At 26.3% G+C, this 13,489-nt stretch carries 11 protein-coding genes and 1 pseudogene; 10 read left to right on the top strand and 2 right to left on the bottom strand.

What is annotated here, in order from left to right; translation table 11 throughout:
* Positions 1 to 174: 174 nt before the first annotated feature.
* The gene (locus AVENP_RS04075; protein ID WP_128357485.1) at positions 175 to 1,206 is read left to right on the top strand and encodes an HD-GYP domain-containing protein; all 1,032 of its coding nucleotides are present in this window, start codon (positions 175 to 177) and stop codon (positions 1,204 to 1,206) included.
* A gap of 43 nt (positions 1,207 to 1,249) precedes the next feature.
* Here AVENP_RS04075 and AVENP_RS04080 read toward each other — a convergent pair whose 3' ends face one another.
* On the bottom strand, positions 1,250 to 1,924 hold the full coding sequence (locus tag AVENP_RS04080; RefSeq protein WP_128357484.1) for a rhodanese-like domain-containing protein: 675 nt from the start codon (positions 1,922 to 1,924) through the stop codon (positions 1,250 to 1,252).
* 167 nt (positions 1,925 to 2,091) lie between these two features.
* Here AVENP_RS04080 and AVENP_RS04085 point away from each other — a divergent pair, with 167 nt between their 5' ends.
* From AVENP_RS04085 to AVENP_RS04110, 7 genes and pseudogenes are all read left to right on the top strand, one after another.
* On the top strand, positions 2,092 to 4,755 hold the full coding sequence (locus tag AVENP_RS04085; RefSeq protein ID WP_128357483.1) for a valine--tRNA ligase: 2,664 nt from the start codon (positions 2,092 to 2,094) through the stop codon (positions 4,753 to 4,755).
* A 104-nt stretch (positions 4,756 to 4,859) separates the two neighbouring features.
* Positions 4,860 to 5,639: an HNH endonuclease gene (locus tag AVENP_RS04090; protein ID WP_128357482.1), complete on the top strand. Its 780-nt coding sequence runs from the start codon at positions 4,860 to 4,862 to the stop codon at positions 5,637 to 5,639.
* A gap of 869 nt (positions 5,640 to 6,508) precedes the next feature.
* Entirely contained in the window at positions 6,509 to 6,814 is a 306-nt protein-coding gene (locus AVENP_RS04095) for an NIPSNAP family protein (protein ID WP_128357481.1), read from the top strand.
* Positions 6,815 to 6,832: 18 nt separating this feature from the next.
* Positions 6,833 to 7,084: pseudogene (locus tag AVENP_RS16055) on the top strand (alanine--tRNA ligase-related protein); the annotation flags it as partial.
* Positions 7,085 to 7,108: 24 nt separating this feature from the next.
* On the top strand, positions 7,109 to 7,474 hold the full coding sequence (locus AVENP_RS16060; protein ID WP_306461052.1) for an alanyl-tRNA editing protein: 366 nt from the start codon (positions 7,109 to 7,111) through the stop codon (positions 7,472 to 7,474).
* Between the two features lie 345 nt (positions 7,475 to 7,819).
* On the top strand, positions 7,820 to 8,416 hold the full coding sequence (locus AVENP_RS04105) for a TetR/AcrR family transcriptional regulator (protein WP_128357479.1): 597 nt from the start codon (positions 7,820 to 7,822) through the stop codon (positions 8,414 to 8,416).
* Positions 8,417 to 8,426: 10 nt separating this feature from the next.
* Positions 8,427 to 9,758, top strand: coding sequence for an MATE family efflux transporter (locus AVENP_RS04110; RefSeq protein WP_128357478.1), 1,332 nt, complete (start codon positions 8,427 to 8,429; stop codon positions 9,756 to 9,758).
* Between the two features lie 16 nt (positions 9,759 to 9,774).
* On the opposite strand, the gene AVENP_RS04115 is transcribed toward AVENP_RS04110, so the two are convergent.
* A complete protein-coding gene (locus tag AVENP_RS04115) occupies positions 9,775 to 10,197 on the bottom strand; it encodes an FKBP-type peptidyl-prolyl cis-trans isomerase (protein WP_128357477.1) in 423 nt (140 codons plus the stop codon).
* A 139-nt stretch (positions 10,198 to 10,336) separates the two neighbouring features.
* Here AVENP_RS04115 and AVENP_RS04120 point away from each other — a divergent pair, with 139 nt between their 5' ends.
* Complete coding sequence (locus AVENP_RS04120; RefSeq protein WP_128357476.1) at positions 10,337 to 11,098, top strand: hypothetical protein; 762 nt, start codon at positions 10,337 to 10,339, stop codon at positions 11,096 to 11,098.
* 579 nt (positions 11,099 to 11,677) lie between these two features.
* On the top strand, positions 11,678 to 13,489 hold the full coding sequence (locus tag AVENP_RS04125; protein WP_128357475.1) for a glycosyltransferase family protein: 1,812 nt from the start codon (positions 11,678 to 11,680) through the stop codon (positions 13,487 to 13,489).

The raw sequence follows: 13,489 nt of genomic DNA on the forward strand, positions 1-13,489 counted from the left end.
CTTTAATTCTATTGGAACAATGATTAAAACAAAATTTATTTTAAATCTATTTTTTCAAGTTTTATATAGTGAAACTTTATTGGATTTTAAAAGTTTTATTACATAATTAGATGTTATATTATATTATGGTTTTTATACAAGTATTAGTATTGATTTTATAATTAGGATTTAAAAATGGATAAGAAAAAACAGATGCCTTTTAATCTAAATAATTTTTTATTAGCAACAAGTTTAGCCTTTGATTTTAGAAAAAAAGATTTAGAAAATACAACTTTAGGACACTATAAAAGAGTGGCTTTTATAGCATTGCATTTAGGAATAAAACATAATCTTGAACCAAAACAACTAGCTGATTTATGCTCTTATTCTTTATGTTATGATTTTAAAAAAGAGGATTTGGAACAACTACCTTTTTTAGAAAGAGATGAAACTTTTAATAATCCTTTGTTTCTAGAAATTATCTCATTTGCTAGTTTTTTAGATAAAAAGTTCTCTTTAGGAATTGATAATATTGAAAATAGGATAAAAGCAAAAGAGTATATAAAAGAGAATAAAAGTGAACTTTTAGATATTTCTTCTCAAGTTGGATTTTTCTTAGATTTATTAAATGAAAATGATATTTTGATGTTTATTTATGCCTCTTTGCATGATTTTACAACTATTTTAGATTTTGAAGAGATTTTAAAAATAACAACTATTTTTCACAAAATTGTAAATCCAAATTCAAATCTTTTGCTTTTATGTGAAAGAATCACAAAAGAGTATGATTTTGAGCATAAAGATAAACAAACTTTTTTAATTGCTAACTCTTTACAAAACATTGGAAAATTAACGATACCTTCAAAAATTCTAAATAAAAAAGAGCCACTAACTTCAAATGAATATGAAATCATAAAAGCTTATTCATACTATTCAAAAAAGATTTTAAACAATATTATGGGATTTAATGACATTGCAGTTTGGGCTTCAAAAGTTCAAGAAAGAGTTGATGGAAACGGTTATCCTTTGGGTTTAAGTGCAAAAGAATTAAGTCTAAAAGATAGATTGATGAACACTTTAAATGTTTATCATGCTTTAAAAGAACCAAAAGTTTATAGAGTTGCTTTTAGGCATGAAAAAGCTATTGAAATAATGAAAAAAGAAGCAAAAGAGGGAAAACTTGATATGTCACTTGTGGAAGATTTTGATAGATTTTTTAAAGACTAAAAAAGTAAATTTAAAAAAAAGAGAGTTCTAAAACTCTCTTTTTTTATGGTTTAACAGTTGTTAATCCTAAACTTAGCCAAGACTGCATTCCACCTCTATACCATTTTAGTTTCTCTTCTGGATAGCCAATTGCAGTTAGTGCTTTCATAGATTCAGGTGATTGTCCACACCAAGCTCCATTACAAAACATTAAAATAGTTTTTGCATTTGAAAAATCATATTTTCCATCTACTTTTTTTACACCTAAAATTTCAACATACTCTTCAAACTCATCTGGATATTGAGACTGTTTCATATAAATATATGGAACATTTACAGCACTTGGAATTGTTTCATGATAAAACCAATTTTCAGTTCTTGAATCTACTAACATCATATTTTTATTTGTTTTAGCTTTTGCAATAAAATCTAAAACTTCAACTTCTCCATAAGTTTCAACTTTTTCTGAGAATTTTATTGGAGAAATTTTCCCCATATATGTAACAAAAGCTCTTTTGCAGTTTGCATCAACTGAATCAGCAGCTTGACCATTTCCACCATATACAGCTTTTGGGTCAAAGTTTACATTTTTACACTCATCTTTTTTTTCTCTTTTTATGATGATAGTTTTTACTTCATCTTTTGAGTTCTTATAATTTACTTCAACCCCATCACTTTGTAAATCAACAGCAAAAAGTGAAGCACTTAATACAAAACTTCCTATAATTATTTTTAACATTTTTCTCTCCTTAATATTAAAACTTAGTACAAAAAATTATAGCACATCTATTAGAAAAATTAATAATGCTTTTTAAATATAGAGTTATATTGTAATATTAGTAAAATAACATCATAAGAAAAACTTGGATATAATCGCGTATATTATAGAAAAAGATAGGATTTTTAATGAGCGAAAAATACGAACCATCACAAGTAGAAGATAGTTTTTATAAGATTTGGGAAGATAGAGGTTATTTTGAAATAGATGGAAATAAGTCTATTCAAGAATCAGATGCAAACGGAAAACAAAAAACATTTTCAATCATGATGCCACCACCAAATGTAACAGGAAGCTTACATATTGGTCATGCCTTGACATTTACATTACAAGATATTATTACAAGATATAAAAGAATGGATGGGTTTAAAACTCTTTGGCAACCAGGAACAGACCACGCAGGAATTGCAACTCAAAATGTTGTTGAAAAACAATTATTAGCAGAAGGTACAACAAAAGAAGAAATCGGAAGAGAAAAATTCCTAGAACGTGCTTGGCTTCAAAAAGAAACATCTGGTGGAAATATAGTTCACCAAATGAGAAAATTAGGTGTTACACCTGCTTGGAAAAGAGAAAGATTTACAATGGATGAGGGATTAAAAGAGGCTGTAAAAGAAGCTTTTATCTCTTTATACAACGAAGGTCATATCACTCAAAATAACTACATGGTAAACTGGTGTACACACGATGGAGCTTTATCAGATATCGAAGTTGAACATGAAGAAGTAAATGGTAAGTTTTATCATATGATTTATAAATTTGCAGATGGAAGTGGTGAACTTCAAGTTGCAACTACTAGACCTGAAACATATTTTGGGGATACAGCTATTATGGTTCATCCTGACGATGAAAGATATAAATCAATCGTTGGAAAAGAAGTATTATTACCACTAACTGAGCGAAAAATCAAAGTTATTACAGATTCACATGTTGATATGGAATTTGGAACAGGTGTAGTAAAAGTAACTCCTGCACATGACCAAAACGACTACGAAGTTGGAAAAAGACACAATTTAGAATTCATCAAAGTATTTGATGAAAAAGGTATTTTAAACGAATATTGTGGAGAGTTTGCTGGACTTGAAAGACTTGAAGCAAGACCAATTATTGTTGCAAAACTTCAAACTGAGGGATATATTGTAAAAATCGAAGAGCATATTCACCAAGTAGGGCATTGTTATAGATGTAAAAATATTGTTGAACCATTTATTTCTCAACAATGGTTTTTAAGTTCTGAAATGGCACAAGAGTCTATTAGAAAAACTAAAGAGACTACAAAAGAAAGAGCTCAAACTGGCGAGCATAATGGAACACTTTTCCACCCAGCACATTGGATAAATTCATATACAGCTTGGATGGATGAGTTAAGACCTTGGTGTATTTCAAGACAACTTTGGTGGGGACATAGAATTCCTGTATTTACTTGTGATGATTGTGGACATCAATGGGCAGACAAAGCTGATGAACCAGAGAAGTGTCCAAAATGTGGAGGAAAACACTATACACAAGACCCAGATGTTTTAGATACTTGGTTCTCATCTGCTTTATGGGCAATGTCACCATTAGGTTGGGGAAATAATGGAAAATTAGAAGAGTTATATAACTCAACAGATGAAGAAGATTTTTATCCAAATTCTTTATTAATCACTGGTTTTGATATTATGTTCTTCTGGGTAGCTAGAATGATGATGATGGGTGAACATTTCAAAAAACAATTACCATTTGAAGATATTTATATGCATGCACTTGTAAGAGATGAACATGGTGCAAAAATGTCAAAATCAAAAGGAAATGTAATTGACCCACTTGACATGGTAAATGAGCATTCTGCTGATATTATTAGATTTACTTTAGCATATTTATGTGTTCAAGGAAGAGATATAAAACTTGGAGCTAAAAACCTAGAGCAATTTAGAAACTTTACAAATAAACTTTATAATGCAAGTAATTTCTTACAGTTAAATGTGGAAACTTTCCCTGATTTAAAAGATATAAAAATCGAAACACCACTTGGACTTTATATGCAAAGTAAATTAAGTGATGCAGTTGACGAACTTAGAAATGCACTTGAAACTTATAAATTTAATGAATCAGCGAGTATTTTATACAAATTCGTATGGAATGAATTCTGCGACTGGGGAATCGAGTATGCAAAAGCTAGTAAAGATTCAGTAATCGAACTTGGAGCAATTTTCAAAGAAACTTTAAAAATGGTAAGTCCATTTATGCCATTTATTTCTGATTATTTATATCACAAATTAAGTGGAACAACACTTGAAGATGGTGATTCATTGATGATTATGAATTTCCCAAAAGAAATAGCAAAAAATCAAGAAATCGAAGATATGTTTGCAATTATTGAAGAAGCAATTACAGCAATCAGAAGAGCAAAAGTTATCATAGATATGGGTAACTCAAAAATCGCAAAAGCATATATAAAAATCAATGTAAATATTGATAACGAAATGGCGAAACCATTTATTGAAAAATTAGCAAAAGTAGAAAACATCGAGTTTGTAACTGCAAAAGTAGAGAACTCAATCACAGATGTAAGTGATAATTTAGAAGTTTATATTCCAAGAGGTGAAATAGATATGGCACCAATTATTTCTAAACTTACTAAACAACAAGAAAAATTAGAAAAAGAGATAGCAAAATTAGCTGGAATGTTAAATAATGAAAGATTTGTAGCAAATGCACCAGCAAATGTTTTAGAAGAAAATAGAGCAGGGTTGGCATCGGCTGAAGATAAATTGGCTAAGGTTGTGGCTGAACTTAAATCTTTGAGTTAAGAAGAGATTTTAGTTAGATTTTTCAAAAGCCCTGTCAGTTTTGATGGGGCTTTTTTTATTTAAATATTTTAAATTATAGTCCAGTTATAAAGGAGATTAAATTTATGAGCCGTAAAAAATTTATTGAAAGTTGTGGAGCAACATGTTCTAATTGGAATTGGAGTTGGTCATTTATTAACAAAGAAAAAAAACAGATAATTTTTGGTGTGTGGACAATTAATATTGAAGATATTTATTGGAAAATATTTAGCTCAACATGGATAAAGAATGAAAAAGGACAAAAAAGTAAAGGATTCAATCAATCAAAAGAACATATAAGACTCATTGAAGAAGAAAATTATGAACTGTATGTATTTAAAATGTTTCATGATTCTAATAACAAAACTGAAATTATAAAGATTAGTAAATTTGAAGCAAATTTGATACAAAAAAGACTTATGAAAAAAGAAGATTCTTGGTATGCAGTTGATATTAATGAACTCTCATTAGCAGAAGAAATATTTGATAATGAAAATCGTTTTTTTGAAGGAGCAAAAGAAACTGTAACTGTTAATAAATATGAACGCAATTTAGACGCAAGAAATAGATGTATAGAAATACATGGCTATTTTTGTAAGGTATGTGGTTTTGATTTTGAAAAATTTTATGGAACATATGGTGCTAAATATATTCATGTTCATCATCTTATCCCTTTATATGAAATTCAAAAAGAGTATAAAGTTTGTCCAGAAAAAGATTTAATACCTGTTTGTGCTAATTGTCATGCTATGATTCATAGAGGGAGAGGAACAATATCTATTGAAGAGCTAAAAGCACATATAAATAAAGAGTATAATATCTTTTTTTCTCCCGTTCCTATCGTCCTCGATGGGAATACACACTAAAACTATTTTCTCTTAAAAAATATAAGGCTCATTACTTCTTCTTACTTTTCTCGTTCCCATCGTCCTCGATGGGAATGCATACTAAAAATATTTCCTCTTAAAAAATGTAAAGCTCTTTACTTCTTCTTACTTTCCCTCGTTCCCATTGTCCTCGATGGGAATGCATACAAAAACTATTTTTTTTTAAAAATATAAAGGTCTGCGTATCTCTTCCTTTGTATGGACAAAGTAAGCAAAACCACCAACGGCTTCGAAGCCCTTTGGGTTCCTTCACTTATTGTTTTATCTTTTCTGTTTTGCTTGTGTTTACACTCTCTTTGAGAAAACTCATAAAAAAATATGCTCCCAGCATATTTATTTACTCAAACAGTTGCAAGCATTTTCGAAAAGAGAAAACAAACGTTTAGCTTCTGTAGATGTTGGAATATGGGATAAGGACATTTACATTTTTTATTTATGCACTTGCAACTTTTCTAAATTCAATTTAAAAAAGATAGTTTGAACTGCAGGAATTTCCAGACTTTGTTGAAGCCGGAAGTTAGATATTTATTTTCGGTTACGCCCGAAACTGTTTGAGCGTTAAGAAATGACCTAAACGGTCATTTTAGCGAGTTTTGCAGGGCAGAAAATAAATATCTAATTGTAGGGTAGCTTTGCCTTCAACAATTTGTCTGGTTGCTTTTTGTCTTACTTTTTACAATTAAAAAGTAAGAAAAGTGAAAACTTTCAAGTTTTCAAGAGAGATAAAACAAACAATATAAATCATTAAATATCCTAAATAAAAAAACAACCAAACCAAAAACATATCATAAGTTTGATTTAAGAGCAAATAGTTAAAATCTTAAAAAATAAAATACTAGGAACAAGACTTGATAACATGTTATTTAAATTATATAATTGATGCAAATAAAATAAAAGAGTTTGAATATTACGCCAAATTATGGATACCTTTAGTAAATAAGTTTGGAGGAACTCACCATGGTTATTTTCTTCCATCAGAGGGAAAAAACAATGTTGCTTTAGCTTTGTTTACATTTCCAAGTTTTGCAACTTATGAAAAATATCGAAATGAATCTTTTGAAGATAAAGAGTGCATAGAAGCATTCAAATATGCAGAAGATACAAAATGTATCATAAGTTATGAGAGAAGTTTTTTTAGACCAGTTTTTAGTTAATTAAGATATAAAAGAGTTGAAATGAGTAATAAATTATTTTGGGAAAATCCCTATCAAACTGAGTTACATACAAAAATTAAATCAATTGTTGATAATAAAGTTGAACTTGAAGAGACAATTTTTTATGCGGAATCAGGCGGACAAGAAAGTGATACTGGAACAATAAATGGTTTTGTTGTAGAAAAAGCAGAAAAATCTGCTAAGTCAATTTTCTACACACTTGAATCAGATGCTAAATTTGCTATTGGGCAAGAAGTATTAGTCAAAATTGATTGGAATCGTAGATACAATTTAATGAGATTGCATTTTGCTGCTGAAGTTGTATTAGAATTATTTTATAAAAGATTTACTAATCTTGAAAAAATTGGTGCACATATATCTGATAATAAAAGCAGAATAGATTTTGAATTAAGTGAAAGTGTATCTTCTTTACTTCCTGAAATTCAAGCAGAAGCTCAGAGTTTAATTGATGCAGATTTTTTAATTGAAAGTTCATATTCCGATGAAAAAAATGAGCGAAGATATTGGAAAGTCGAGAATTTTGCTCAGGTTTCATGTGGAGGAACACATTTAAAGAGAACATCAGAAGTTGGTAAATTAACTTTAAAAAGAAAAAATATTGGTAAAGGCAAAGAACGAATAGAAATTTTTGTTAATTAATATATAAATTTTAAACACATAAAGCATAACTATGGATGCAACTTCAAATTTAATTGAAAAATAAAGAAGAGCTTTCTCTTCTTTATTTTGAATTTTTTTTAGCTATTTTATCAGCTTTTTTTTCTTTCATTGATTTTGCAGGTTCTTTTTTTACTGCTTTTTTAACGTCTTTACCTTTTGCCATTTTTACTCCTTTATCAAGTTATATGCTTTCATTATATCTTAAAAAAACTATCTTTACATTTGAGCATAATTAATTCTTGCTATTTTAAATAAACTGGTAGTTTATTTAGAATAAAAGTATTCTTAAGTATAATTAGACCATCAGTTTATAAAAGGATAAATATGCCAAAAATTGTGAATAAAGATGAAAAAATTGATTATATTTGTGAGGAAGCATACAAAGTATTTGTTGAAATTGGAATTGATGATTTTTCTTTAAACAAATTTATTGTAGATATTAATATGTCAAAAGGACAGTTTTACCACTATTTTTCTACAAAAGAGCAATTAATCTATAAAGTTATGTCAAAAAAGACATTTGAATTAATCAATAACACAATAGAAAAATATAAATATGAAGAAAGTTATATAAATAAAATAAATTTAATTTTTGAGATATATCTAAATGAAGAACAAGCTTATAAGGATTTAAGAAAATTATATATTAATACTTTACACATGTATATTACTTCAAATGATGATGAAATAAAAAAGTTTAATAATGATTTATACAAAAATATATTTGATAGTTTAGAACAACTTTTTGACGATGAGATAGCAAAAGGTAATTTTCATGCCAATTCAAAAAATTTAGCAAAATCTTTATGTGCAACAGCCGATGGAATGTTTTTATTATCAGTTATGATAGAAAATTATGATTTAAAAACCCAATTAACAAACTACTTTTTAGAGATTGAAAAGTTATCAAAAATAAATTAAAAGAAAATATATGAACGTAACAAAAGATAAAATATCATCAGTTTTTTTCCAATATTCAATACCCTCAGTATTAGGAATGTTGGCCATTTCATCAGCAAGTATTGTTGATGGATTTTTTATAGGAAATTATGTAGGGGATTTTGGCCTTGCTGCAATTAATATAAGTTTTCCTATTTTCTCTTTATTATTTGGTTTTGCTTTAATGTTGGCAATTGGTAGTAGTGTTACAACTGGAAAACTAATAGGTGAAGGAGATATTAAAAGTGCTTCTATGATTTTTAGTAAAACTATGATTTGTATTACTCTTTTTAGTTTTTTATCTTGTACAGTTTTATTTTTGAATGTTGAAACTATTTTACATCTTTTTGGTGCAGATGAAAATTTGACAAAAATTGCAATAGAATATTTATCAATTATATTGATTTTTATTCCATTTTTGATGATTGGAGTTGTTTTAGATTATTTTGTAAGAGTTGATAATAGACCAAATCTTGCTTTTGTAGCTTTACTTTCAAGTGCAATTATAAATGTGGTATTAGATTGGTTTATGATTGTATATTTACAAAAAGGTATTTTTGGAGCAGCATTAGCAACTGGTATATCTCAACTAACATTATTGATTATTCTTTTGCCTCATTTTTTTTCAAAAAAGGCAACACTTAAATTTGTAAAACCAATAGGAAGTTATATTCAAATAATAAAAGCTTCATACAATGGAGCTTCTGAGTTTGTAAATGAAATTTCAATTGGAATAACAACTTTAATTTTTAACTATGTAATGATAAAAAATTTCAATATTGAAGGAGTTGCAGCATTTACAGTTATAAATTATCTTTTAATGATAGGAATAATGATAAGTTTTGGAATTAGTGACTCTTTACAACCAATAATTAGTAAAAATTTTGGGGCAAAAGAAAATAAAAGAATAGAAGAATTCTTGAAATTATCTTTTATTACTGCAAGTATTGTGGGCTTTATAATGATAGTATTAATTTTATTTATACCAGATACCCTTGCAAATATTTTTTTAGAAGATACAAATTATAAAACGAAACAAATAGTTCTAAATTTTGCTACATTTATTTGGATAGCTTTTATTTTTAATGGTATTAATCTTGTAATCTCAGCTTATTTTACTGCAATTCATAGGCCTTTGCATTCTATGATTATTGCTGTATCAAGAAGTTTTATTTTCCCTATATTTTTTATATTTACTTTACCATTTTTATTTGATTTAAATGGAATATTTATGGCAATACCAATGGCAGAATTTATAAGTTTTATAATAGCAGTGATTTTATTTAAAAAGTTTAGTCCAGAAAAGATAATTTATAAGTTATAAAAAATAGATTCACTTTTTATAAAAGTGAATCTATTTTAATTTTATATTCTAAATCTTTTCCAGCAAGGGGATGATTAAAATCAATAGTTACCTCTTTTTCACCTATTTCTTTTACAATAAATTGAATAGGTTGGTCGTTTTCATCTTGAGCTTGTATTTGCATTCCAACTTTTAAATCATCAATTCCTGTAAATTGCTCAATTGGAAGTATCTCAATTGCATTTGAGTTATACTCTCCATAAGCTTCAGCAGCAGGAACTAAAATATCAGCCGCTTCTCCTGCTTTCATATTTATGATTCTACTTTCAAGGCCTGCAATTACTTGTCCTGTTCCAAAAGAAAATTCAAAAGGTTTGTTGCTTCTGCTTCCATCAACTAAAACTCCATCAACTTTTACTTCAAACATTATTTTTACTGTTTGATTAATTTCTATAGGCATATTATCCCTTATTTTAATTTATGAACTATATTGTATTAAAAATAAAATATCAAATAAGCTGCCTTTATTGTTTGAAAAATGGATATTTTTTTATATAATAAAAAACAAAGTAATCAAATTAAAATTAAAAAAGTAAATTATGAAATTCAAAAAAGTCCAAATCATTTTTTTAATCTGTTTATTAACTCTATTTCAATCTTGTACTATGCCAACTCAAAAAATAGAAAGTATCGCTCAGACAAATTCTGCAACACAAATAGAAGAGTATAAAAAAGAGATTTTAAAATCATTAATTGAATATAAAAAAAGATTAGATTTAAGAAATCCATATGCTTATAATAAACAAATAGAAAGTAGTTTAGAACACCAAATCATAAAAAATCAAGATTATATAAACTTATTAAAAGATGGGAAAAGATTAAATACTTATAATCAATATTTTTATTATGCTTTTTCAAAAGAAAATATAAAAAATAGAAATGATTTTTTAATAATAGGACTTTATAAACTTATCTTCAAAGCTTATAGTATGGATAGTGAACATCAATTTACAGCAATGGAATATAATAAGTATGAATTACAAAATTTATACGAATATCTTCAAGTTGTAAGATGGAAAATTAGAGTTGATAAAAATGATAAAGGTGAATATCTTTTTAATACTTGGCAAAATAATTGGCAACTTGAATTAGCAAAAAAATATAATGGTGATTATAATATTATCAATAATTTACAATACATAAAATCAAATAAAGAGAATGTTTATGACCATTCAAATTTCTCATTTGAGATTATTATTTCAAAAATTATTACGGATGTGGAGCATACACTTAGAAAAATAAATGTTGAACCTTATGAAATGAGTCTCTCTGCGCTTACAGGTTTTGTTTTTATTCTTTAATTCAATGCATGGAATTTATTTAATCTTCAAATAAGATAGTACTTTAAGATAAAAAAGTTTATCCTACAACATATAATCATCAAGTAAAGATAGCTTCTTTTCCTAAAGAACAAGCTAATTTTTAGTACCAAATTTATAGATTAAAACCGTTTAATGATGGAATTATTTACATAAGCTGCACTAAAAGAAGGTATTAAAGCTAATATAAAATCTTCAATGCCAACTGCTAATATTTTAAAATAAATTAATGGAAATAAAATTACATACGTGAAGAATTTAGGTATAACTGATATCTTAAGTAGTATGGAAATTATAAATTATGATAAATATTTTGCAGAAGATATAGTTAATGCTCGAATTCATATTTATGCTTTTCGTTTACATGTTGATGAAGAAAAATATATAATATGTTAAGAAAGAAAAGTAGTTTTTTGAAAAAAGATAATTAGATATATAAAATTTAAAATTGGATTTTTAATATACTGCACAGAACAAGTTCGATAAAATCACTAATATCTATAAAATACTGCAGTTAGATATTGTAAATTTAGAGGAATACTTCAATACCCAGGATAATTGTTGAATAATAATATACTTTTTATAATAAATGATGACAATGAAGATTTAGACAAAAGAATATCTTTATTGAAAGATAAAACTATATATATTACTTCTTATAATTTAGAAATTTTAGAAAAATATAAATACCATTCTAATGTAAAAAAAGTCTTCTATCTTGAAGAAATGCACACTGTATTTGAATCATCTGAACAAACAATTGATATTATTACTAAAGCAAATGAATTTCTAAAGTTAGTGATTAACGAAGAATTGATTTATGTACAAGGACAAATTGAAGGAGGTAATAATCAATCTATTTTAGATATAGTATTGTTTAAATTATCATTTGACAAAATTATCACAGATTATAAAATTGATTTAGTTGAAAATTATACTTCAAGTTTTTATTATAAAGAAAATAAATTTATAAAAGATATTTTAATAGAAAATAAAATTGAATATTTAATTTATATTACTGATAAGTATAATTATTTTAAAGAATGTATTCGAATAGATTTTAAAAGATATTTTAAGGGGATATATGATTTCTTTAGTTTTTTGCTTTTAAATATCAAGTATAAAAAAAATAAATATAATAAGTATAAAAAAACTCTATTTGTGCATGTCGCTTCAAATATGCATAAATTTTATGATAGTTTCAAATATTTTACAGATACTATAGAACAAAATAGTGATTATAAATGTAAATTTATTACAAATGGAATAAATATCACAAATGAAAAATTAATACAAGAAAAACCTTATATTCTTGAACATTATATGACAGTGTTAGATTTTTTCTATTCATTTTTATCCACAATAAAGTATTTACTAATCTATAAAACAAACCAAAATAAATTCAACTTATTTTTTAATCACTTACCCCTTTCAATAAAGAATCAAATTAATAATGTGATTTACTATGAAATTATTGTTCAATATGGGTTTAACATCAGATATAAAAAAGCATTAAATCGATTCTTTTCAAAAAATACTTTTTCAGCATGGAAGTTATGGGGTGGTGTTTCCCTCCCTGCAGGAAAAATTGCTGTAGATATTATAAATAGTAAATATAGTTACATAACAAGTTTTATATTTGATATTAATTCAGAATTTAAATATTACCCTTTCCTTACAGATAATTTAAATTTAATGGATTATAAAATATTATTTGAACAAAAAGATAAAGAAGCATGTTTATATCAAGGATATGAGCCTAACAAATTATTACTAATTCCAGAATTGAATATAAAAAAAAATATGTTAAAACTAAAGAATCAATATACTCAAAATGATTCAATGAAATTACTAAATATAAAAAATGATTATTTAGAATATATATTTATTGATATTAATGTTCGAATTAGAGGTATTATTCATATTCAAGAAATCGAAATTTTTATTTATAATATAAAACTTCTTGCAATAGAATTTATTAATTATGCCTTTATAATTAAGCCTCATCCTAGGTTCCAGCAATTTGAGTATTTAAAAAATCATCTTTCTGGAATTAGTAATATTTATTTATTTACTCCTGAGTTACCTATTTTCCATTTTTTAAATATATCTACTGTTGTTATAACAAAATTATCTGCTATTGGGTTTGAAGCTTTAACCTTAGGTAAAGTACTTATTTGTGTGATTTTAGATGATGAATCAAATTGGGAAGGATATGGAGATAACGCAAACTATTTCTTTTCTTTTGTTGATGTTATGCATTTTTTACATAACATTCAAAAGACAAGTGAAATAATTAATATTAAAAGTGAGAAATTAAAATATAAAGAGTCAAGTATTAACGATTTTCTTGAAAAGATAGAGAATAAATAA

It is taken from the genome of Arcobacter venerupis, from assembly GCF_013201665.1.
In the GTDB taxonomy this organism is placed as follows: Bacteria; Campylobacterota; Campylobacteria; order Campylobacterales; family Arcobacteraceae; genus Aliarcobacter; species Aliarcobacter venerupis.

What these genes read in the sequence shown, in the direction of transcription:
- AVENP_RS04120 (WP_128357476.1), top strand. Translation starts at nt 10,337, where the DNA reads ATGAAATTCAAAAAAGTCCAAATCATTTTTTTAATCTGTTTATTAACT.
- AVENP_RS04090 (WP_128357482.1), top strand. Translation starts at nt 4,860, where the DNA reads ATGAGCCGTAAAAAATTTATTGAAAGTTGTGGAGCAACATGTTCTAAT.
- AVENP_RS16060 (WP_306461052.1), top strand. Translation starts at nt 7,109, where the DNA reads ATGAGATTGCATTTTGCTGCTGAAGTTGTATTAGAATTATTTTATAAA.
- AVENP_RS04105 (WP_128357479.1), top strand. Translation starts at nt 7,820, where the DNA reads ATGCCAAAAATTGTGAATAAAGATGAAAAAATTGATTATATTTGTGAG.
- AVENP_RS04115 (WP_128357477.1), bottom strand. Translation starts at nt 10,197, where the DNA reads ATGCCTATAGAAATTAATCAAACAGTAAAAATAATGTTTGAAGTAAAA.
- AVENP_RS04080 (WP_128357484.1), bottom strand. Translation starts at nt 1,924, where the DNA reads ATGTTAAAAATAATTATAGGAAGTTTTGTATTAAGTGCTTCACTTTTT.
- AVENP_RS04110 (WP_128357478.1), top strand. Translation starts at nt 8,427, where the DNA reads ATGAACGTAACAAAAGATAAAATATCATCAGTTTTTTTCCAATATTCA.
- AVENP_RS04075 (WP_128357485.1), top strand. Translation starts at nt 175, where the DNA reads ATGGATAAGAAAAAACAGATGCCTTTTAATCTAAATAATTTTTTATTA.
- AVENP_RS04085 (WP_128357483.1), top strand. Translation starts at nt 2,092, where the DNA reads ATGAGCGAAAAATACGAACCATCACAAGTAGAAGATAGTTTTTATAAG.